Genomic DNA, 16,974 nt, shown 5'->3' on the forward strand with positions numbered 1-16,974 from the left:
GATTCGATCTGGCGAACGAAAAGAAAAAAGGGCGGCATCGCTGCCGCCCTTTGTTTCCGAAAAGCCTGACGGCCGATCAGCGCGAGTAGAACTCGACGACCAGATTCGGCTCCATCTGCACCGGGTAAGGCACGTCCGAAAGGCCGGGCACGCGGATATAGGTGGCCTTGGTACCGTCGAAGGACAGGTAGTCCGGCACTTCACGCTCCGACGACTGCTGCGCTTCCATGACCAGGGCCATCTCCTTGGCACGCTGGGTCAGTTCGATCACGTCGCCGATCTTCACCTGATAGGAGGCGATGTTGACGCGGCGGCCGTTCACCTTGACGTGGCCGTGGTTCACCAGCTGGCGGGCGGCGAAGACGGTGGGCACGAACTTCAGGCGGTAGACGATCGCGTCCAGGCGCTGTTCGAGCAGGCCGACGAGGTTCTCGCCGGTGTCGCCCTTGCGGCGCACGGCTTCGGCATAGAGGTTACGGAACTGACGCTCGGTCAGGTTGCCGTAATAGCCCTTCAGCTTCTGCTTGGCGGCCATCTGGATGCCGAAGTCCGAGACCTTGCCCTTGCGGCGCTGGCCATGCTGGCCCGGGCCGTATTCGCGCTTGTTGACCGGGCTCTTCGGGCGACCCCAGAGGTTGACGCCGAGACGACGGTTGATCTTGTACTTCGCTTGAACGCGCTTGCTCATGTTTCCGATGCCGCCAGCATTTTCCGCTTTTCGCGTCCCGCACCGAGCGGGTAGGAACCAGTAAAAATGATGAGCCGGGGCTATGACACCCCGGCGTAGGTGGCGGACTATAGCCAGCCGGCCCCAAATGTCAAACCCGTTTCAACGCCGCAAAGCCGATTGACAGCCGGGATTCGCAAGACTATAACGCCGGCCTCGTCGCGACGATCCCGCTGGGGGATAGTTTAGCGGTAGAACCCCGGACTCTGACTCCGGTAGCTCTGGTTCGAATCCAGGTCCCCCAGCCATCGCTCCTTTCGTCCGCGCAAACCCATGAAATTGCCGTCTTTCCAGGCCCGGCCGGGGCTTCTCTCCGGCGTCCGGGTCGCGTTGCGGCCCAGGCCTGTGGTCGGTCCGCGCCTGGCGTGGCAGCGGACCGGTTTCCCTGCCGGCGCAATCGAATCTTACCAAACAGTATGGCGTCGGCGATGTCGGCTTCAGGTTGGCGAAGCATTGTCGTGACCGAGGGCCGCCGATGGCCCTGTGTCAGGAGAGAAGACAATGACGCATAGTTCCCTAGGTCTGGCCGCCTTTGCGGCGGTCGCCCTGGTTGCGCTGGCTGGCGGCGCGCATGCCGAGAGCAAGGATCATGACCGGGATGCCGCAGACGCGGCGCTGGCCGGCCAGGTGAAGATTTCCCTGGCGGATGCGGTCACCGCGGCGCAGGCCGCCGGTGCCCTGGCGGTCAGCGCGGACCTCGCGACCGATGACGGAAAGCCCCGCTACGAAATCGAACTGGCGCAGGGCGACGCCGTGAAGACCGTGTTCGTCGATGCGATGACCGGCGCCGTGCTGCCCGGCGAGGCGGCCGGCGGCGACGGTGACGGGGAGCACGACGACGACTGATCGCGGTCGCGGCCACGATCGGCACCGGGCGGAGCGTCCGGTGCCGATCGTGCGGCTAAGTCCCGGATAATTTGCGGCTGCTATTCGCTCTGTGCCGCCTTGCCCGGTCACGGGCATGGCGCGGCGAAGGCGAAGCGACGGAGGCCGAGCGGATGTCGTCGAAAGAGCGCGGGAGGCGGCCATGAGATTGGTTCTGGCCTGCCGGAATCTCCTGCACGACCGGGTCAATCTCTGCCTGGTTGCCGCAGGGGTGGCGATCGCGATCACCCTGGTGCATGTCCAGCTTGGCCTGTTCCTGGGCTTCCGGCAGATGACGTCGGCCATGATCGATCATGCCGGCGCGGCGCTCTGGGTGGTGCCGAAGGGCACCAGCAACTTCGACGATCCGGCCGGCACCCTGGGGATCGATCCCACCGCCGCCGCGGCCGTGCCGGGCGTAAGCCGCGCAAGCCCGCTGGTCGTGGGGTTCGCGCGCTGGCAGGCCGCCCGAGGCGATGCCACGTCCGTCATCCTGATCGGCACGACCGCCGGCGCCGACCGGCATCTGCCGTGGTCGTCGGAGGTGGACGCCGGCACGGCGCTGCGGCAGCCCGATGCCGTCGTCGTCGATCGGACCTATGCCGGCGATCTCGGCATCGCCCGTTCGGGTGAACTGGTGCAGATCGAGGAGAGCCGGGCAAGGATCGCGGGCTTCACGCACGGCATCCGGTCGTTCACGACCTCGCCCTACGTCTTCACCAGGATCGATCGGGCGCGGAACGCCCTTGGTCTCGAGACCGGCGCCGCAACCTACCTGACGATCGAACTGGAGGAGGGCGCCGCGCCGGCCGGGGTGCAGGCCGAACTCGCAAGGCGCCTGCCGTCCGCCGAGGTCCTGACGACGGCCGAATTCCGTGCGCTCAATGCCGATCACTGGCTGTTTTCGACCGGGGCGGGCGCGGCGCTTCTGAGCGGCGCCATCCTGGGGCTCGCGGTCGGCATCGCGATCGTCGCGCAAACGCTCTACGGCAGCGCCAAAGACCACCTGCCGCAGTTTGCGACGCTGCGGGCATTGGGGGCGAGGAGCCGCTATCTGGTCGATGTCGTTCTGTGGCAGGCCTGCGCCAGCGGGGTCCTCGGCTATTCGGTGGCGCTGGCTGCGGGGGCTGGGATCGCCGCGGCAACCGCCGGCACGGCGATGCCGGTCGTGCTGTCCTGGCCCCTGGCCGGCCTGCTGCTGGCCTTGACGCTGATGATCTGCGCCGGATCGTCGATGGCGGCGGTGATCAGGGTCTTGCGCGTCGACCCCATGCTGGTCCTCGCGCGATGACCCGATTGCCGATGGTCGAGGCCCGCAAGGTCGTCCAGATGCTGCCCGGCGGGGCCGGCCCGGTGACCGTGCTGCGCGAGGTGTCGCTGTCGCTTTTCGCCGGCGATCTCACGCTGTTGTCCGGGCCCTCCGGCAGCGGCAAGACGACCTTGCTGTCCATCCTCGGCTGTCTGCGCCGGCCCACGCAAGGCACCCTCAGCATCATGGGCGAGAATGTAACTGGCTATGATGCCGGCGCGCTGGCACGCGTGCGCAGGCTGCGCATCGGCTTCGTGTTCCAGCACTACAATCTCTTTCCCGCCCTGACCGCGAGGGAGAATCTCCGCCTGGCCCTCGATGCCTGCGATTGGGACGGCGCGGATCCATCCGCCCGGGTCGAGCATGTCCTGGCCGAAGTCGGCCTGACGGCACGCGGCGAGGCGAAGCCGGCGGCCATGAGCGGCGGCGAGCAGCAGCGCCTGGCGATCGGCCGGGCGATCGCCGCGGGGGCGCCGGTCATCCTGGCCGACGAGCCGACATCGGCGCTCGATGCCCGCAACGGGCAGATCGTGATGGAACTCCTGACGGAACTGGCCCACCGGCGGTCCGCCACCGTGCTGGCCGTGACGCATGATCCGCGGACGGAACCCTATGCCGATCGAATGGTGCGGATCGAAGATGGCGCGATTACGCAGGACGAGAGGCGAAAAATCTCGTCGCGGCTCACCTCGTCACGGGACTACAGGCATGAATGACCATACCCGGCGCAACATCGCCTTCGGCCTCGTCGGCCTCGCCTGCCTGGCGGGCCTGCCCATGCTGATGCGACCTCCGGCGGTCCAGGCCGCGCCGCCGCCCGGGGCCGGGCGGGATCATTGGACGGCCGCGGCGCCCGGCATCGTCGAGCCCGGGACGGGCTTCATCCGTATCTCCGTCGCCGAACCGGGCCGGATCGCGAGCGTGAATGTCCAGGCGGGCGCGACTGTACAGGCCGAGGATGTCCTGTTCAGGATGGCGGACGCCGAGCCGCGGGCCCATGTCCGCGCCGCCGAGGCCGAGCTTGCCTTGCGCCTGGCCGAACGCGACGGCGCCATCGACCGGCTGGCGGGCGATCCGGTCATGGCCGCGAAGGATGCCCTGGCCGCTGCGGACCGGGCCGTGTTTTCGCTGCGGGAAGAACTCGATGCCGTCTCCGGGGCGGCCGGCAGGGCCGGCCCGCGCGCGGATCTCGCCGCCGCCTCGGCCGCCCGGCATCGCGCGGCCGAGGCCTTGGGCGTCGCGGAAGCGGCGGCGGGGCCGCGCCCGTTCAATCGCAAGGAAGCGGCGGTCGATGTCGCGCGGGCGGAACTGGCCCGGGCCTGGGCCGCCTTGGAACTGACGAGGATACGGGCGCCCGTCGATGGAACGGTCCTGGCCGTCTCGGGCCAGCCCGGCGAACTGGCCCTGCCCTCGCTCGAACAGCCGGTCGTCATCATGGGCGCTCATGGTTCCATGGCCGTGCATGCCGAGCTTGACGGAAGAGACGCGGGCAAGGTCCACCCGGGGGACGACGTCAGCCTCCATGACGAAACGGGCGCCGTCGCCGGCCATGGCACCGTCTCGGCCGTGTCGCCGATGATCGGCCGGCGCACCATCGGCAATGGTGGCAATACCCGCAGCGTCCTTGCCGATGTGCAGGTTGTGAAGATCCTGGTCGATGACGGTGCACAGGTGCTGCCGGGGGGCCGGGTCGACGTCTATTTCATGCCGCCCGGCGCCGATGGCCCGGAAAGGAGCCGATGATGCAATGGAACCCTTGGCAAGCGTTGCCGGTGCCAAAGACCGCGGGCAGGGCCGCCTGCTGGCTGGCGTTCGCCATGGCGATCGCCGCTGGTCCGGCAGCCCATGCCACGCCCGGCCCTGAACAGGCCATCGCCTATGTCCGCGCCGAGGCGGCGGAGGGGATCGGCATCCTGGGGGATGCCCGGCTGACCCCGGACCAGCGGCGGGAGAAATTCCGCACCTTCCTGATGGCGGCGCTGGATGTGAAGGCCATCGGCCAGTATGTGTGCGGCTCGTATTGGGCCAAGGCAGGCGATGACCAGAGGACGCGGTTCTACGCCGTCTTCGAAGGCGCGCTGCTGCGCACCTATATCGATCTCCTTGACGATTACTCAGGGCAGAGCGTCGATGTCTCGGAGGCCAAGGCGGCGGGCGATATCATGGTGGTGACCACCAGCGTCACCGGCGGAAGCAGCCAGGACACGCGCAGCCTGGACTGGGAAGTGCTGGAAAGCGGCCGGACGCTGAAGCTGTTCGATATCGTGGTCGACGGCGTCAGCACCACCGACACGACCCGCGAGGATTACCTCGCGGTCTTGCGGCAGGCCGGCGGCGATCTCGATGCTCTGATCGCAAGACTGCCGCCGGCGACGCCCTGAATGCGCATGCCCGTCCAGGCCCGGCGGCTGTTGGCCGCTGTTCTGTTGCTGTCGGCGGCCGGCCTCGGCGGCTGCGCGACCGTATCCCCGGGCAGGGCGGCGGCGGCGGTGCCGGACGACCCCCTGGAGGGGTTGAACAGGGGCGTTTTCGAGGTCAACCAGGCGATCGACGCTTCGATCGCCAGGCCTGTCGCCGCAGCCTACAGCGGCAATGTGCCGGCCGACCTGCGGCAGGGGCTGTCGAACGCCCTGTCCAATCTTCGGGAACCCTACAGTTTCGTCAACGACCTGCTTCAAGCCAGAAGCTGCCAGGCCGCGGAAGCGCTGATCCGGTTCCTTGTGAACAGTACCGTCGGTATCGCGGGGGTCTTCGATGTCGCCGGCGACCACCTGGGCATCGGTCACCACGACAATGACTTCGGCCTGACGCTGGCCGCCTGGGGGATCCCGGACGGGCCCTATCTGGTGCTGCCGCTTCTTGGTCCGTCCAACCTGCGCGATGCGGGCGGTGCCGTGCTCGAATGGTTCGCCGAACCGGTCGACCTTGCCTTTGCCGAAGCCGGGGTCGACTACCTGTCCTATGTGCGGGCCGGGCTCGAAGCGCTCGACGACCGCGCCGACGCCCTGAAGGATCTCGATCACCTGAACGCCACGGCGCTCGACCGCTATGCCGCCTATCGCTCGGCCGCACGCCAAAGCCGCACCCGCGCGCAGCGGGCGCCGCGCTGCCAACTCTGACCGGGCCGGCTCTAATTCTGCGCTGCCGCCGCCTTCGAAATGGCGATCCCGTATTTCTTCAGCCGGTGCCACAGGCTGCGCTCGTTGATGCCCAGCAGTTCCGCGGCGCGAACCTGGACGCCGTTGGCCTGCTTGAGGGCGGCAAGGATATATCGCCGCTCGAATACCGCGGCTTCCTCATCGAGCAGGATCGGGAAGCCGGCCCCCGGCTCGGCCGCGGGGCGTTCGGTCAGATAGGCGGGCAGGTCGCGGGCCTCGATCGTGCGCCCTTTCGACTGGATCAGCAGGCGTTCCACGCAGTTCTGAAGCTCGCGGACATTGCCGGGCCAGCGGTAGGCGGAGAGCAGCCGTGCCGCCTCGGCACTGAACTGAATGCCGCGCTTCCCCAGTGATGACGAGAGCTGGTTGACGAACAGGTCCAGCAGGAGAGGAATGTCTTCCGGCCGTTCCCGCAAGGCGGGCAGGGCGATCGGGAAAACCGCAAGGCGATAATAGAGGTCTTCGCGGAAACGGCCTTCGCCCGCCATGGCCAGCAGATCGCGGTTGGTCGCGGCGATGATGCGGACGTCGGCCGAGCGCTGGCTCGATCCCCCTACCGGCTCGTATTGCCTTTCCTGCAGCACGCGCAGGATCTTGGCCTGCAGGTGAAGCGGCATGTCGCCCACTTCGTCCAGAAACAGCGTGCCGCCCTCCGCCTGCCCGAAGCGCCCGGTCCTGTTGGTCAGGGCGCCGGTAAAACTGCCCTTCACATGGCCGAAGAATTCGCTTTCCAGCAGGTTCTCGGGGATCGCGGCGCAGTTGACGGCGACGAAGGGCTTGCGATGGCGGGGACTGTTGAAATGGATGGCCCTGGCGACGACCTCTTTTCCCGTGCCGCTTTCTCCGGTCAGGAGCACGGTCGTGCGCTGCTCGCAGACTTCGCCGACGGACCGGATGACGGCGCGGAAACTGCCGGAGTTACCGACCAGGGAGTCGAATTTATAGCGCCCGGCCAGTTCCTGGCGCAGATGCTCGTTGTCGCGCAGGGCATCGCGCAGGCGAAGCGCATTGGCCAAGGTGGTCGACAGGTCATCCTGCTCGATCGGCTTGTCGATATAGTCGAAGGCGCCGTCCTTGATCGCCTGCACGGCATCCCGCACCGAACTGAAGGCGGTCATGATGACGACGGGCATGGCCGGGTGCTTGGAACGTATCTCGGCCAGCAATTCCCGGCCGCCCATGACCGGCATCCTGAGGTCGGTCAGCACCAGGTCGACCTGTTCCCGTTCCAGGATGTTCAGGGCTTCGGCGCCGTTGGCCGCCGCGACGCTGGCATAGCCGAGCGCCTCCAGCGCGCCGGAAAGGACGTCGAGGAGACGGATCTCATCGTCAACGATCAGGATCGTGTGGGGCATTGCCCTGCCTCCGGTCCGAACGTGGGACCACAAATTCGAAGATCGCGCCGCCGTCAAGGTGGTTCCGGGCCTCGACCCAGCCGCCATGTCCCTCGGCGACGGCGAAGACTTTCGCCAGTCCGAGTCCCGTCCCGCCGCTTTTCGTCGTGACGAACGGATCGAAGATCCGGGCGAGCAGCGGGTCGGGAATGCCGGGACCATTGTCGGCGATGCGCAGGTGGACCTCGTCGTCCTCGGCCGCGATATCGATGGAGAGGCGCGGCGGCGGCCCCGCCGGGGCGGCCTTGCCCGGTTCCCCCGCCATCGCCTGCAAGGCGTTGAGCACGAGGTTGAGGCCGGCCTGGATCATCTGATCGAAATCGACGCAGGCTTTGGCGCCGCCGCTGTGATCGAGAACCTGCACAGCCACCCCCAGGCGTTCGATCTCGCTCTGGCAGATGCCGAGCACATGGGTGACCAGATCATGCACCGCGATCTCCACCTGGCGCTGGGGCGGGCGGGCGAAGGCCAGGAAATCGCGGATAAGGCGATCGATGCGCCGCACCTCGTCCACGACGTAGCCGATCCGCCGCCGCTCGACCTCGGTCAGGCTGGCGCTGGCTTCCAGCAGCTCGGCCGAGGTCTTGATGATACCGAGCGGGTTGCGCACCTCGTGGGCAAGGCCGGCCGCGACCTCGCCCAGCGTGATCATCCGTTCGCGCCGCCGCAGCTTGGCCTCGCGCTTGCGCAGGCCTTCCAGTTGGCGCGCCATGGAATTGAAGGCGACGGCCAGCTGAGCCAGCTCGTCGTGGCCGACCACGGGGACGCGTTCCGAGAAATCCCCTTCGGCAATCGCGTTCACGCCCGCCGCAAGCCGCGTGACCGGCCTGACGAGCAGGCGCGACATGATCAGGCCGGCGCCGATCGACAGCGCCATCCCCAGGGCGAAGATGCCGATGAAGAGGTTCCAGCGGGTCACCCAGCCGGCAAGGCCGGCATTGGAGTTGAGGCCGCAGTAAAGGATGCCGATCAGCTTGCCGTTGGCGACGAACGGCGTGTAGATGCCGATCGATTGCGCGCTGCCGGTGGTATCGGCCGAGACATATCCATTGCCCGCCTGGCCGCCGGTGAGCGATTCGGTCACCGCCAGCGGCAATCTGGCCTGGCCGTCGGGCGTCGCCTGCGACGAATACACTTCGACGAAATCGCCATCGAGGTTGTAGTAGACCCGTATCATCAGGGATGACATCGCGCCCATGTTGCTGATGAAGCTCTGGTCGATCAGGGTTCCCAGCAGCACCGTATAGGCGCGGCCGCCCAGCTGGAGATGGCGGGAGCCGGCGGCCATCAGGATCGGCCGCTGGCCTTGGTGGTACAGGTAGATCGCCTGTCCGGCGACGAACGAAATGCTGGTGAAGGCTGCCTGCGGGCCGGTGGAAAACACCACTTCGTCCTGATCGTCGAAGATCGCCAGGATGTCGTAGCCCAGCGTGTCGATCATGCGCTGCACCAGGGGCGGCAGGTCGTGCGTCTCGCCGGTGATCAGCGGTATCAGGACGCCTTCTTCCACCAGGGCATTGGCGGTCTGCGCCGTCTCCAGCCGCTCATCGAGGATATCGGCGGCGAAGAAGCGCGAGATCTGGAACAGCCAGGTTTCCACATCCGTCCGGAAGTTTCTCACCACGACATGGGATGTGAAATCGGTGACGATCAGCATCGGCACGAGACAGATGGCGACGAAGATACCGGCCAGTTTCCACCGGATCGATCGTGCCCACCACGCCCCCGCGGCACCGAGGCGGAGGGTCAAGCCTCCTCTCCGCCCATGACGATCACGCCGAGGATGATCAGCGCGATGCCCGCCGTGCGCCAGCCCGTCAGCACCTCGCCGAAGACGACATAGGCGGCCAGGGTAACGCATAGCATAACCACGGCCGTGAGCGGGAAGCCGAAGCTGAGCGGCGTGCGGTCGAGAATGATCATCCAGGCGCAGAACGAGCCGATATAGCCCGCCATGCCGGCAATCACCCAGGGGCTGGTGACGGCCGCGAGCAGCCAGTCGCCGCCGAAAGGCTGATCCGTCAGGGCGTTGCCCCCGGCCTTCAGGGCGATCTGCGCCAGCGTTTCGAACGCCAGGAGGAACAGCCAGGCGAAGACCGGGCCCAGGTTGCGCCGCCACGCCTGGCTGCTTACCGCGGTCATGCCGCATCCTCGATCAGTTTCGCGATCGCCGGATCGAAGCGGTCGAGCCGGACACATTTCGCGACCAGCAGCAGGAGCGCGTTGAGGATTACATTGCGATGCCTGAAGAATTGCCAGTTCGGCGTCAGGCGGCACCCCAGGCGCAGTTTGGGCCCGTAGAAGGCCTGGCCGCTCTGATAGGTGGATATCGCCTGGGCGATACAATATTTTACGTTGCACATCCAGGTGTTGAAGTAAGTGCTGTATTCGTGGACCAGCGCGTAATCCATGCCGATATATTTGTCGATCAGGCGCCCCTCGGTCTCGATCACGAAGTTGAAGGCAATCAGCCTGGTGTCCGCCCAATAGAGGAAGACGCTGGCGTTGGGGGCCAGGCGCCGCAGCAGCTCGCGGAAGTAGTCGGGCGGCAGGTGCTCGAATTGCAGGTCGCTATGGGCGACCGTCGCTTCGTACAGGCGGCCGATCTCGTCGATGACATCGTCCACGCTGTGACGCTTCTCGATCCGGATCTCGTCGAAGGCCTTGGCTTTCCGGCGCAGGTCCTTGCGGGTCGCACGGCTCAGGGTGGCCAGATAGCCGTCGAAATCGGCATGCGGCAGGTCGAGCACGGCGGTCGGCAGCCCGGGCAGGCGGGTGAAGCCCCTGGGCAGAAGCGTGTCGGCCCAAAGCGCGCCGTCCGCGGCGGGGGCATCCTTGATCCCGAGCAGGCCGTAGCGCTGCTGGGCCGCCAGGCGTTGCAAGGCGGCGACCAGCGCCGCCAGGTATCCGGGCCTGGCGTCCCCGGCCACGTCCGGCGCGAAGCCCAGATGGCAGATCTCCGCGACCGGCGAGCCCATGGCCAGCAGCCGCACGCTGAGCAGCGCTGGCGCCAGGCGGTAAAGGCGCTCGGTCACTTTTTTCCAGGCGCCCTGGACCGTGGTGTCGAGACGGTAGTCGGTGCCGAACGCGGGGGCCACGGCGACGAGACGGCCACCCTCGCGCACGGCCGCATAGAACCAGCGAAAGCCGGGCGGGCCGGCCTTTTCGCAGGCGGCATAGAAGGCCCAGTTTTCGGGGTCGCCGGGAAAGCAGCGATTCCAATCCGCCGGGGCGAAGGCTTCGATCGTCGTCTCGATTGCGGTAACCGGCACGATTTCACCTATCCGGCCATGACGGCGGCCCGGGACGCGGGGCCGATGCGGCGAATGAAAGCGGCCGAGTGATCGGCGACAAGATCACGCTCCTGATCGATGGTGATCATGTGATAACTGTTTTCCAGCAAGATCTTCTCAATCCTTCCGCCGATATTGGCGGCGATATAGGCGGCATTCCGGATGCTGGTGACATCGTCCTCCCGCGCGTGCAGCAGCAAGGTCGGTGTGCGTATCCGGGGCAGGCGCCGCTTGAGGGTAGAGATAAGCCTCAAAAGTTGGCGGAGGCTTAGGCCCGGCATATAAAGCAGGCCGGCATCGGCACTGCGCCCCGCCTCCATCTGGGAGACGATCTTGGCGCGCAGGCGCTCGTCCTTGATGCCATGGGGGAAACTCTCGCGGAACCGGACGAAGCGGCCCAGCCCCAGCACGAGGGCAAGATGCAGGAAGATGCTGGCCCGGGGGATGCTCCAGCCGTCGTAGAACATGGTCGGCGAATAGAGCAGGCAGCCGGCGACGAGGCCGGGCCGCTCGGCCGCAACCATCAGGGACAGCAGCGCCCCCATGGACAGGCCGCCGACGAAAACGGTCTCATGGTTCCGGCGGATGCGGTCGAAGGCGTCGAGCGCGCTGTCGAGCCAGTCGTGCCTGTCGGTGGCGAGCAGGTCCGCTTCCGTGCCGCAGTGGCCGGCCAGTTGCACGCCGTAGACGGAATTGCCGTCGCGGGCCAGGGCACGGGCAAGCGGCTTCACCTCGCCGGGGGTTCCGGTCAGGCCGTGGATCAGCAGGACGGCCGTCGATCCGCCGGCGAAATGGAAGCCGGCGCCGCGCGGCGGCGGGGGCGGGGGCGCCGCGGTCATGCCGTAGTGCTCACGATGGCGGCGCCCAGGGCGATCAGCACCGTGCCGGCCCATCGACGGGGGGACAGGCGCTCGCCGAGAAGGAGGCGGCCGGCCAGGGCGATGCCGCAATAGGACAGGCTGGCCAAGGGCACCGCCAGGCTGAGGGGGACCCGCGAAAGCACGAACAGCCAGGCGCCGAGGTCGATGGCATAGGCGGCGACGCCGGCCCAGATCAGCGGCGTTCCCGCCACGCGGCGCCAGAAGGACCGCGGGCCGGCGGAGCCTGCCGATCGGTTGAGGCCCAGCTTGAAGCAGACCTGGCCAGCCACGTCGAGAACGATGGTCAAGGCCAATACGGCATAGGCGACGGTATTCACCATATTTCCTCGAAGGTCGAAATCAGGGTCTCGTTGGTGCGGGCGTTGACGGCCAGATCCGCCTGCGGCGGCAGCCGCGGCTGATCGAGGCGCGCTTCCAGAGATTTGAACGGGTTGCGGTGGTTGATCGGGGCGTATTCGCCGCAGATGTCGGCGCCGACGATCGTGAAATGCCGGGCCAGGCGCCGGATCGTCTCCACCAGCCTGGCAAGGGGTAGGCCGCCCTGGTCCCAATTGGTGACCGCCTCGTCGGGGGCGAGCACATCCTTGTCGATGGTGATCCAGAGGCGCTCGGTCGGCAGGCTGGCGATCAACTCCGCCAGGAAGACATGCCAATCGCAATCCGCGAGATTGCGCGCCCGCACGACCCCGTCCGATCCCCGCGCGCCGCTGTTCCACCAGGGATGAATCTCGAGCTTGTGCAACCACGGGCCGGCCCTGCGCCGGGGCCGGATGATGTCGTCGCTGCAAGGGCCGATGGTAACCACACGCTGAACATGGGGCATCGCCAGCACCTCGTTCACCCAGGAGCCGCAGTGGCGGCGCGGGAAAGTCCAGGCCCAGTCCGGATGGTTGTCGAAGTGAACGACCGAAAGCGGGCCTGCCGCGGACTCGATGAAACATGCGCTCAGATGGTGGAAATCCCCCGATCCCAGCAGCGCCAGGACAGGGGCCGCCGTTCGGGGCAGGCCGCGCCAATAGGCCTGAAAGGATCGGAAGGGCCCGGCAAGCGACCATAGCCGCAGGGCGGGCCCCAGCCGGCGCAGCGGGTGATATTCCGCCCTGTGTGCCGCCATCCTTGCCGCCAGCGGCGGCTGGCCGGGAAGGCTGTCGTCCAGGTCGAGGACCAGAGTGCGCATCGGCTTGCCTCCCTGTTCCGGCGCTTACACGGACAGGGCCGCAGGGGCGGCGGAAGCCGGCCGGCCGGCCGCGACCGGAAGGTGCCGCGCCAGGAGGTGGGGGATTTCCGAGAAGCTGCCGAAGGCGGCATGGGGCAGGGCATTCGCCCGGCAATGATCGAGCAGCGAACTTTTGGCCAGCACGAAGTCCACCGTATCCGCGGCGCAGAAGTCGGACCGGCCGTCGCCGATCAGGACGGTGAGGCGCCCGTCGTCGGGCTGCTTCGCGACGGCGCATTTGCATGTGCCCGCGGCCGAGACGCAGCGCGCCGAGGCATGGGGGGTCAGCAGGGCGTGCCTTTCCTGATCCAGGAACAGCAGGCGATTGGCGATCACCGGGATGCCGTCGATCTCCGCCCTGCGCAGGATGTGGTGGATCGCATAGTCGATGCCGTCGCTGACCACGGTCAGTGACAAGCCTTCCTGTCGGCAATAGGCGACGAAGCTGCGGAAGCCCGGATCGATCGTCACCCGGTCGAGAACGCCGTGAAGCGCATCCCGGCCGCAGCGCATCAAGGCGACCTGGCGGGCCATGCATGCGGCCGAACCGATCTCGCCGGCTTTCCACAAGGCTTCCACGTCACGCCAGCTCGGGTCGGCGAAGGCATCCAGCAGCATGTCGGTCACGTCGCCGAGCGCGATCGTGCCGTCGAAATCGCACAGGATGCGGCAGGACATGGATATTCCCCTCATTACAAAAACACGGCCGGCTTCCACCTGGATTCCGTAACCGCAAGATCCGTGCCACGGCCGGAGAGGCTGCGTTGCGGGCGGATGGCGGCGGCGCAGGCTCCAAAATTTGCAGCTCGCATCACAAATTGGCGGGGCCGGGCCGGGCGGGGCGTGCCGATGCCTTGGGGATCCGCGCCCTCGCCGACTTGGCACGGAGCTTGCGGGTGACGGGGCGACACCCCTCGGCGAATGCCGGGCCGGGTAACGATATGGATTTCGGAAACGGACGGGACCCCACGCCATGCCGTCAGCAACCCTCACCCGCAATCGATGGGACTGGATCCCGGTCATGCTGGGCGTGCTTCACTTCGCGGCCGTCCTGTGGCTGTTCGTCGCCTTTCCGGCCCTGGCTTGGTGGCAGGTGGGCCTTTGCGGCCTTGCCTATGCGGTCGCGGTCTCGTGGAACATCAACAGTATCTCGCACAACTTCATCCACAATCCCTATTTCCGGCAGCGCTGGCTGAACGCCTGCTTCAGCTTCATGCTGTCGGCGACAGTCGGCTTTTCGCAGGCGATGTACGACTTCGTGCATATGCGACACCACAGCGGCAACATGGATCGCCCCGACGACGGGGGGCGGACAATCGACTACCTGTCCATCTACAAGCATGGCCGGGGCGGCCGGGCCGAGAATGTCTGGCATTACACATTCCTCAGCTACTTCCGCGACGATCCGGCGGAGATCCTGCGGGCGATGGGGCCGCGCAGGGCGGGGCTGGCGTTGCAGGCCAAGCTGGAAATGGCCGGGGTCGCGGCCTTCTATCTGGTCCTGCTCGTGCTCGACTGGCGCTTCGTCGTCTGCATGCTGCCGTTCAATTACCTGGGCCAGTGCCTGTCCTCGCTGAACGGCTATTACGAGCATTTCGGCGGCGATCCGGACCGGCCCATCGCCTGGGGCGTCAGCACTTATGGCCGCCTCTACAACTGGACCTGGCTGAACAACGGCTATCACGCCGAACACCATTATCGGCCCAAGGCGCATTGGACCCGGATGCCCGAGCTGCGCCGCGCCCTGGCCGAGGAGCAGCGCCGGGCGGGCACGCGCGTCATCTGGCCGCCCCATGCGCTGGGCTTTCTCGACCGCAGCCTGTCGCCCCGCCGCCTTCCCCCGTTCCCACCGCAAAAGGAAATCCTGTGAATTACTTCAGCACTGTAACCCCGCGCACCGCGCGCAGCGCGGCGCTCTTCGATACCGCCGCGAGGGTGATCCCCGGCGGCGTCAACAGCACCGCCCGGGCGCAGTGGGCGGGCTGGACGCCCTATCCCCTGTTCGTGACGGGGGGGACGGGGGCCTGGCTCCAGGATGTCGACGGCAATCGCTACGTGGATTATCTGCTGGGCCTCGGGCCGATGATCCTCGGCCATCGGCCGCCGGCGGTGACCGATGCCGTGGTGGAATTCATCCGCAACCGCGGCACCGTCTTCGCCCTGCCGACGGAGGAGGAGGCGGTGCTGGCCGAGAAGATCATCGCGGCGGTGCCGAGCGTCGAGCAGGTCCGGCTCTGCAACACCGGGACGGAAGCGGTGCTCTATGCCACGCGCCTTGCCCGGGCCTTCACCCGCCGCAGCAAGATCGTCCGCTTCGAGGGCATGTATCACGGCTTCTCGGATGCGGTTTACTGGAGCAAGCACCCCCGCATCGACGAGGCCGGCCCCGACCATCGGCCGCGCCCGGTCGCGCAGGGGCCGGGCCTGCCCAAGGGGGTCGAGGACAATCTCATCATCCTGCCCTGGAACGATGCCGAAGCCCTCGCCGAGGTGCTGGCGACCAGGGGGGACGAGATCGCGGCGGTGCTCATGGAACCCGTCATGTGCAATACGGGCTGCATCCTGCCGCAGGCCGGCTACCTGGAGGCCGTCCGGGACATGACCGGCCGCCACGGCGTCGTGCTGATCTTCGACGAGGTGATCACCGGCTTCCGCCTGGGCCTCGGGGGGGCCCAGGGGCGCTTCGGCATCCTGCCCGACCTGTCGGTCTTCGCGAAGGGCTTGGGGGGCGGTTTCCCGGTGGCCGCGCTGGGCGGCCGGCGGGAGATCATGGCCCTGGTCGCCGATGGCACCGTGTCGATGGCGGGGACCTATACGGCCAACGGCATCGCCGTCGCTGCGGCCAATGCCGCCCTCGACGAATTGAGCGGCGCCGGCGTCTACGACCGGCTGGACGAGGTCTCCGACCGCCTGCGCGGCGGGTTGGGCCGGATCTTCGAACAGGCGGGGCTGCCGGCCTTCGTGGTCGGGCTCGGGCCGCTGATGCAGGTCTGGTTCTCGCGCGAGCCGATCGCCAACTACCGGGATGCGGTCCGTAACGCCGACCAGGCCCTATTTCGTGTCTGGTGGGAGAATATGCTGGCCCGCGGCGTGCTGTTTCATCCCGGTGCCTATGAGAATCTCTTCGTCTCGACCGCGCATGGCCTGGATGAGGTGGAACTCACCCTGCAGGCGGCGCGCGAGAGTGCCGCCGATCTCGCGCGGCTGGTCTAGCAGGGAGGTGGAGGCCGCCGCCCTTTCGGGGCGGCGGCAACTCCTCACTTGCCCGCGGGGTTCTGCAGGGCGGCGATCAGGCCGGCCACGGCGTCCTTCGCTTCGGACTGAACCGGCTTGCCGGCCCTGAGGGCCGCGATCGCGCGATCGGCCGCATCGTCGATGACGCCCCATTGGTCGACATTGCGGGGCCGCAGGTCGGGTTGATCGTCGTCCCACGCCGTCTCGAAGTCGGTGATGCGCTTCTGGGCGGCGGCCAGATCGCCCTTCGTCACCAGGGCCAGGGTGTCCTTGGCGATGGCTTCGTAAAGCGACAGGTCGCCCAGGGCGGAGGCCGGCGCGGCGGCAGCAGCCTGTGCCGGCACCGCGGCAAGCCCGGTCATGGCAACGGGGGCGGTCACGATGGCCAGGGCCAGCAGATATTTCTTCATGGATGTCTCCGAACCGCGGGAACAGACCCGCACCTGTGAGCATCCGGGCCGCCGCTTACAGCCACCTTGCCGTTCGCATACGGATTTGTAAGCCGCCCACATTACCGATCCGTATGGTGAGCGACAGGTGCCGGTAAACGGCTGCGCCTAGCTTGATCCTGCCCAGGGCATTCGTCCGGGCGGGATCAACGGCGCCGGCCCGGCGCCATATCAAGGATCGGTTCTATGAGGAAAATCGTTCTCGCGGCGCTGCTCGGCACCGGCATGGCGGTGGCGGCGATGCCGCTGGCCTATGCGGCCTCCGTCCCCTGCGAAGAGGTGCTGAAGGAATTGCGCGCTGCCGAGGCTGCCGGCACCGTCTCGGACGCCAACAAGGCGTCCTACGAGAGCCTGAAGGCCAAGGGCATCGAGCGCTGCAATGCCGACGACGACAAGCGTGCCGACGATTTCTTCGCCCAGGCGAAGGCCCTGCTCGGCAAGTAAGCAAC

General features: G+C 67.3%; 19 protein-coding genes and 1 tRNA gene. 10 read left to right on the forward strand and 10 right to left on the reverse strand.

All coding sequences use genetic code 11. From position 1 onward, the window contains the following. Positions 1-76: 76 nt before the first annotated feature. Positions 77-688, reverse strand: coding sequence for a 30S ribosomal protein S4 (gene rpsD / locus DKG75_RS00270; protein WP_109919084.1), 612 nt, complete (start codon positions 686-688; stop codon positions 77-79). A gap of 213 nt (positions 689-901) precedes the next feature. On the opposite strand from rpsD, the gene DKG75_RS00275 reads away from it, so the two are divergent. The 7 genes from DKG75_RS00275 (at position 902) to DKG75_RS00305 (ending at position 6,019) form a co-directional block, all read left to right on the forward strand. Further along, a tRNA-Gln gene (locus DKG75_RS00275) sits at positions 902-975 on the forward strand. Between the two features lie 253 nt (positions 976-1,228). Further along, the gene (locus tag DKG75_RS00280; protein WP_109919085.1) at positions 1,229-1,573 is read left to right on the forward strand and encodes a PepSY domain-containing protein; all 345 of its coding nucleotides are present in this window, start codon (positions 1,229-1,231) and stop codon (positions 1,571-1,573) included. Positions 1,574-1,754: 181 nt separating this feature from the next. Continuing rightward, positions 1,755-2,882 carry an ABC transporter permease gene (locus DKG75_RS00285; RefSeq protein WP_166646454.1) on the forward strand — a complete coding sequence of 376 codons (1,128 nt, stop codon included), beginning with the start codon at positions 1,755-1,757 and terminating at the stop codon, positions 2,880-2,882. Then, complete coding sequence (locus DKG75_RS00290) at positions 2,879-3,616, forward strand: ABC transporter ATP-binding protein (protein WP_109919087.1); 738 nt, start codon at positions 2,879-2,881, stop codon at positions 3,614-3,616. Before DKG75_RS00285 ends, DKG75_RS00290 begins: the two co-directional genes overlap by 4 nt. Next, a complete protein-coding gene (locus DKG75_RS00295) occupies positions 3,609-4,643 on the forward strand; it encodes an HlyD family secretion protein (RefSeq protein WP_166646453.1) in 1,035 nt (344 codons plus the stop codon). Before DKG75_RS00290 ends, DKG75_RS00295 begins: the two co-directional genes overlap by 8 nt. Before the next feature lie 29 nt (positions 4,644-4,672). Beyond that, complete coding sequence (locus tag DKG75_RS00300; protein ID WP_166646452.1) at positions 4,673-5,281, forward strand: MlaC/ttg2D family ABC transporter substrate-binding protein; 609 nt, start codon at positions 4,673-4,675, stop codon at positions 5,279-5,281. Beyond that, positions 5,282-6,019 (forward strand): MlaA family lipoprotein, encoded by a 738-nt coding sequence (locus DKG75_RS00305; protein ID WP_109919090.1) that lies wholly within the window; start codon positions 5,282-5,284, stop codon positions 6,017-6,019. 11 nt (positions 6,020-6,030) lie between these two features. Here DKG75_RS00305 and DKG75_RS00310 read toward each other — a convergent pair whose 3' ends face one another. From DKG75_RS00310 to DKG75_RS00345, 8 genes are read right to left on the reverse strand one after another with little or no spacing between them, the layout of a single operon-like run. Continuing rightward, a complete protein-coding gene (locus DKG75_RS00310; protein ID WP_109919091.1) occupies positions 6,031-7,413 on the reverse strand; it encodes a sigma-54-dependent transcriptional regulator in 1,383 nt (460 codons plus the stop codon). Then, positions 7,388-9,202: a sensor histidine kinase gene (locus DKG75_RS00315; RefSeq protein WP_166646451.1), complete on the reverse strand. Its 1,815-nt coding sequence runs from the start codon at positions 9,200-9,202 to the stop codon at positions 7,388-7,390. Before DKG75_RS00315 ends, DKG75_RS00310 begins: the two co-directional genes overlap by 26 nt. Beyond that, complete coding sequence (locus tag DKG75_RS00320) at positions 9,199-9,594, reverse strand: DMT family transporter (RefSeq protein WP_166646450.1); 396 nt, start codon at positions 9,592-9,594, stop codon at positions 9,199-9,201. The genes DKG75_RS00315 and DKG75_RS00320 overlap by 4 nt, the downstream gene beginning before the upstream one ends. Beyond that, a complete protein-coding gene (locus tag DKG75_RS00325) occupies positions 9,591-10,724 on the reverse strand; it encodes a GNAT family N-acetyltransferase (RefSeq protein ID WP_109919094.1) in 1,134 nt (377 codons plus the stop codon). Before DKG75_RS00325 ends, DKG75_RS00320 begins: the two co-directional genes overlap by 4 nt. A gap of 8 nt (positions 10,725-10,732) precedes the next feature. Continuing rightward, positions 10,733-11,584, reverse strand: a complete 852-nt coding sequence (locus tag DKG75_RS00330) for an alpha/beta hydrolase (RefSeq protein WP_109919095.1) — start codon at positions 11,582-11,584, stop codon at positions 10,733-10,735. Then, complete coding sequence (locus DKG75_RS00335; protein ID WP_109919096.1) at positions 11,581-11,946, reverse strand: EamA family transporter; 366 nt, start codon at positions 11,944-11,946, stop codon at positions 11,581-11,583. The genes DKG75_RS00330 and DKG75_RS00335 overlap by 4 nt, the downstream gene beginning before the upstream one ends. After that, positions 11,940-12,803 (reverse strand): arginase family protein, encoded by an 864-nt coding sequence (locus tag DKG75_RS00340; RefSeq protein WP_109919097.1) that lies wholly within the window; start codon positions 12,801-12,803, stop codon positions 11,940-11,942. The genes DKG75_RS00335 and DKG75_RS00340 overlap by 7 nt, the downstream gene beginning before the upstream one ends. A gap of 24 nt (positions 12,804-12,827) precedes the next feature. Next, positions 12,828-13,520, reverse strand: coding sequence for an MtnX-like HAD-IB family phosphatase (locus tag DKG75_RS00345; RefSeq protein WP_166646449.1), 693 nt, complete (start codon positions 13,518-13,520; stop codon positions 12,828-12,830). Positions 13,521-13,815: 295 nt separating this feature from the next. Here DKG75_RS00345 and DKG75_RS00350 point away from each other — a divergent pair, with 295 nt between their 5' ends. Together DKG75_RS00350 and DKG75_RS00355 are read left to right on the forward strand one after the other, a co-directional pair. Continuing rightward, on the forward strand, positions 13,816-14,712 hold the full coding sequence (locus DKG75_RS00350; RefSeq protein WP_109919098.1) for a fatty acid desaturase family protein: 897 nt from the start codon (positions 13,816-13,818) through the stop codon (positions 14,710-14,712). Then, entirely contained in the window at positions 14,709-16,055 is a 1,347-nt protein-coding gene (locus DKG75_RS00355; protein ID WP_109919099.1) for an aspartate aminotransferase family protein, read from the forward strand. The genes DKG75_RS00350 and DKG75_RS00355 overlap by 4 nt, the downstream gene beginning before the upstream one ends. A gap of 44 nt (positions 16,056-16,099) precedes the next feature. Here the strand turns inward: DKG75_RS00355 and DKG75_RS00360 are convergent, their stop codons facing one another. After that, a complete protein-coding gene (locus DKG75_RS00360) occupies positions 16,100-16,486 on the reverse strand; it encodes a hypothetical protein (protein WP_208112034.1) in 387 nt (128 codons plus the stop codon). Positions 16,487-16,711: 225 nt separating this feature from the next. Between DKG75_RS00360 and DKG75_RS00365 the strand changes: the two genes are divergently transcribed. Continuing rightward, complete coding sequence (locus tag DKG75_RS00365; protein ID WP_109919100.1) at positions 16,712-16,969, forward strand: hypothetical protein; 258 nt, start codon at positions 16,712-16,714, stop codon at positions 16,967-16,969. Positions 16,970-16,974 lie beyond the last annotated feature (5 nt).

Source organism: Zavarzinia compransoris (assembly GCF_003173055.1).
Classification (GTDB): Bacteria; Pseudomonadota; Alphaproteobacteria; order Zavarziniales; family Zavarziniaceae; genus Zavarzinia; species Zavarzinia compransoris.

Bases quoted from the DNA above. Each gene is read 5' to 3' on its own strand.
- rpsD (WP_109919084.1), bottom strand. From the start codon at position 688: ATGAGCAAGCGCGTTCAAGCGAAGTACAAGATCAACCGTCGTCTCGGC.
- DKG75_RS00295 (WP_166646453.1), top strand. From the start codon at position 3,609: ATGAATGACCATACCCGGCGCAACATCGCCTTCGGCCTCGTCGGCCTC.
- DKG75_RS00290 (WP_109919087.1), top strand. From the start codon at position 2,879: ATGACCCGATTGCCGATGGTCGAGGCCCGCAAGGTCGTCCAGATGCTG.
- DKG75_RS00320 (WP_166646450.1), bottom strand. From the start codon at position 9,594: ATGACCGCGGTAAGCAGCCAGGCGTGGCGGCGCAACCTGGGCCCGGTC.
- DKG75_RS00365 (WP_109919100.1), top strand. From the start codon at position 16,712: ATGAGGAAAATCGTTCTCGCGGCGCTGCTCGGCACCGGCATGGCGGTG.
- DKG75_RS00335 (WP_109919096.1), bottom strand. From the start codon at position 11,946: ATGGTGAATACCGTCGCCTATGCCGTATTGGCCTTGACCATCGTTCTC.
- DKG75_RS00305 (WP_109919090.1), top strand. From the start codon at position 5,282: ATGCGCATGCCCGTCCAGGCCCGGCGGCTGTTGGCCGCTGTTCTGTTG.
- DKG75_RS00310 (WP_109919091.1), bottom strand. From the start codon at position 7,413: ATGCCCCACACGATCCTGATCGTTGACGATGAGATCCGTCTCCTCGAC.
- DKG75_RS00350 (WP_109919098.1), top strand. From the start codon at position 13,816: ATGCCGTCAGCAACCCTCACCCGCAATCGATGGGACTGGATCCCGGTC.
- DKG75_RS00285 (WP_166646454.1), top strand. From the start codon at position 1,755: ATGAGATTGGTTCTGGCCTGCCGGAATCTCCTGCACGACCGGGTCAAT.
- DKG75_RS00280 (WP_109919085.1), top strand. From the start codon at position 1,229: ATGACGCATAGTTCCCTAGGTCTGGCCGCCTTTGCGGCGGTCGCCCTG.
- DKG75_RS00340 (WP_109919097.1), bottom strand. From the start codon at position 12,803: ATGCGCACTCTGGTCCTCGACCTGGACGACAGCCTTCCCGGCCAGCCG.
- DKG75_RS00345 (WP_166646449.1), bottom strand. From the start codon at position 13,520: ATGTCCTGCCGCATCCTGTGCGATTTCGACGGCACGATCGCGCTCGGC.
- DKG75_RS00360 (WP_208112034.1), bottom strand. From the start codon at position 16,486: ATGAAGAAATATCTGCTGGCCCTGGCCATCGTGACCGCCCCCGTTGCC.
- DKG75_RS00330 (WP_109919095.1), bottom strand. From the start codon at position 11,584: ATGACCGCGGCGCCCCCGCCCCCGCCGCCGCGCGGCGCCGGCTTCCAT.